This is a genomic window from Streptomyces sparsus, assembly GCF_054776295.1.
Genome location: NZ_BAAHCA010000622.1, coordinates 1 through 2,956 on the forward strand (window position 1 = coordinate 1; position 2,956 = coordinate 2,956).

The 2,956-nt window shown below is 73.1% G+C and carries 1 protein-coding gene and 1 pseudogene; both read right to left on the minus strand.

Annotation, left to right across the window (positions count from 1 at the left end; all coding sequences use genetic code 11):
• A pseudogene (locus ACYVE9_RS21200) lies at window positions 1-475 on the minus strand (hypothetical protein); the annotation flags it as partial.
• 73 nt (window positions 476-548) lie between these two features.
• Window positions 549-2,567 carry an acetoacetate--CoA ligase gene (locus tag ACYVE9_RS21205; protein WP_461029479.1) on the minus strand — a complete coding sequence of 673 codons (2,019 nt, stop codon included), beginning with the start codon at window positions 2,565-2,567 and terminating at the stop codon, window positions 549-551.
• Between the last annotated feature and the right edge of the window lie 389 nt (window positions 2,568-2,956).

The following is a 2,956-nucleotide window of genomic DNA, read 5'->3' on the forward strand; positions in this document are numbered from 1 at the left end:
CGCCGCCGGCTGGGGGCGCCTGTTCGGCGCCGGGGCGGGACAGCATCCGGGGCAGTTGTTCGGCGGGCTGGCCGGTGTAGGTGACGCAGGCGCCGGCCGAGGCGGCTGTCCGGACGGTGTAGTGGGCTCTGCTGTGCGCGCTGTCGGCCGGGAGCTCGTGGTCGCGGCAGTGCCGGACGAAGTCCTCCGGCCGGAATCGGACGACGTGGGTGGGCACCCCCTGCCCGGCCAGGGTGCGGAGCAGCGTGCCGAGCTGCCTGAGGTATGCGCGGTGGTCGGCGAAGGGAAACGTGTCGTACCGGCGCATCGCCGTGAAGTCCGCCTCGTCGACCAGCAGTCCGAGCACGGTGGGCAGTTCGCGGCGCAGTGCGCTTCGGCGCGGTCCGGCGCCCGGCCGCGTGCGGGCCGGGCGCCGGCCGCGGTCGGCGCGGCGCTTGCCGCTGGTGTGGTGCGTGCGGGCGCGGCGGTGTGGCATGGATCCCCCCGACTAAGGTGATGCGGTCATCTCTGCTCACACAGCGTAGTCAGGGGGTCTGACAGCGGCCGGGTCAGTTGGCCCGGGTCCGGCCGAGTTCGGCGTAGAACCGCAGCAGGTCCGGGTTGTCGACGGAGCCGGGGTTGACGGCCTTGGTCAGGTCGACCCCCTGGAGCAGCCGCTTGACGGGCACTTCGAGGCGTTTGCCGGTGAGAGTGTGCGGCACCGCGGACACCTCGACGACCTCGTCGGGCACGTGTCGGGGCGAGAGCTCCCGGCGGATCGTCCGGCGGATGCGGTCGACCAGGGCGTCGTCGAGGACAGCTCCCTCGGCGAGATGGACGAATAGCGGCATCCAGTAGCCGCCGTCGGGCTGTTCCACACCGATCACGAGCGACTCACGGATCTCGGGCAGGCGCTCCACGGCCTCGTAGATGTCCGCTGACCCCATGCGCACGCCCTGCCGGTTCAGGGTGGAGTCGGAACGGCCGTGGATGATCACCGAACCGCGTTCGGTGACGGTGATCCAGTCGCCGTGCCGCCAGACGCCGGGATACATCTCGAAGTAGCTCTCGCGGTAGCGGGCGCCGTCCGGGTCGTTCCAGAAGTACACCGGCATGGAGGGCATGGGAGTGGTGACGACGAGTTCGCCCACCTCTCCGACGAGGGACCGCCCCTGCGGGTCCCAGGACCGGAGATCGGTGCCCAGGCAGGCCGCCTGGAGCTCTCCGACGTGCACGGGCAGCGTCGGCACGGCGCCGGCGAAGCAGCTGCACACGTCGGTTCCGCCGCTGACCGAGGCGATCCACAGGTCGGAGCGGACCTCGTCGTGCAGCCAGCGGAACCCGTCCGGTGGCAGCGGGGAACCCGTGGTCGCGACGCACTTCAGGGCGGTCAGGTCCAGTTCCCGGCCCGGCCGGGCGCCGGCCTTGCGGCAGGCCATGACGTAGGCGGCCGAGGTGCCGTAGAAGGTGGCGCCGGTGCGTTCGGCGATGTGCCACTGGGCGTCGGTGCCGGGGTGGCCGGGGCTGCCGTCGTACGTCACGACGGTGGTTCCGGTGAGCAGGCCCGAGACGAGGAAGTTCCACATCATCCAGCCGGTGGACGTGTACCAGAAGAAGCGGTCGTCCGGTCCCAGGTCGCTGTGCAGGCCCAGCTGCTTCAGGTGCTCCAGCAGGATGCCGCCCTGGGACTGCACCAGGGCCTTCGGCAGTCCGGTCGTGCCGGAGGAGTAGAGCACCCACAGCGGGTGGTCGAAGGGAACCTGTTCGAAGACCGGCTCGACCTCCGCGGCGGTCAGCTCGTCCCAGTGCAGCGCGCCGTCCGGCGCGGGGGTCCCGAGCAGGGGCACGTGGACCGTCGCCCGCAGGCTCGGCAGCGAGCGGCGCAGTTCGGTGACGGTCTCGGCGCGGTCGTGCTCCTTGCCTCCGTAGCGGTAGCCGTCGACGGCGAAGAGCACGACGGGTTCGACCTGCTGGAACCGGTCGAGCACGCTGCGGGCGCCGAAGTCGGGCGCGCAGGACGTCCAGACCGCGCCGACGGCGGCTGCGGCGAGCAGCGCGACGGCCGCCTGCGGGACGTTCGGCAGGTAGCCGCTGACGCGGTCGCCGGGGCGGACCCCGAGGCGGCGCAGTTCCTCGGCGAGCGAACCGACCTGGCGGCGCAGTTCGCCCCAGGTCAGCGGGGTGATCCGATGGGTCTCGTCGACGTGGAGCAGGGCGGCGGTGTCGGCGCGTGCCGGGTCCGTCGCGGTGCGCAGCGCGTGCTCGGCGTAGTTGACGGTGGCGCCGGGGAACCACTGGGCGCCGGGCATGGCGCGGTCGGCGAGCACCGTCGTCGGCGGGGTGCCGAACCGGACGTCGAACCAGGCGGCGACGGCCTCCCAGAAGGCGGGCAGTTCGTCGACGGACCAGCGGTGCAGCGCCGCGTAGTCGGCAGCGGCGTCACCGGGGACCGGGGCGGGTGCGCCGTGGTGGCGGGCCGCCCACTCGTGGAAGCGGGTGAGGGCGGCACCGGCGATCCGGTCAGGGCCGGGCTGCCACAGCGGTTCGGGCTGGTCGGCGGAGCGGTCGTCGAGGTGCGCTGCGGTCATGGCGGCTCCCGTGCTGTACGCGTCGTGGGCGTGGTCCGCGCACGAGCGGGGTGTGCGCGTGACGCGGCGGCTGACAGGGACGATGCCATGTGAGCGCGCGGGGCACCAGAGCGGGTCGCCGTCGGCCGGGCCGGTGTCCTGACGGGTCAACGTCCGGGGAGCACGGCGTGAACGGTGGTTGAACGGCGACCTGGTCGCTGCGGGCCGGTGGCAGGCTGATCGACATGGATCCGGGGCGCCTGGTGCGGTGGGTGGAAGTGGCTGTCGGGGCTTGGGGGTTGGTCTTCCTGCGGTCGGCGTGGCGGCGTCGCCGGGGGGACGTGGCGAGGAGGGCGCCGCGGCGTCGGGCGGAGCGGGCGAGGGTGCCGGGGCTGCTGCTGGACGCCACG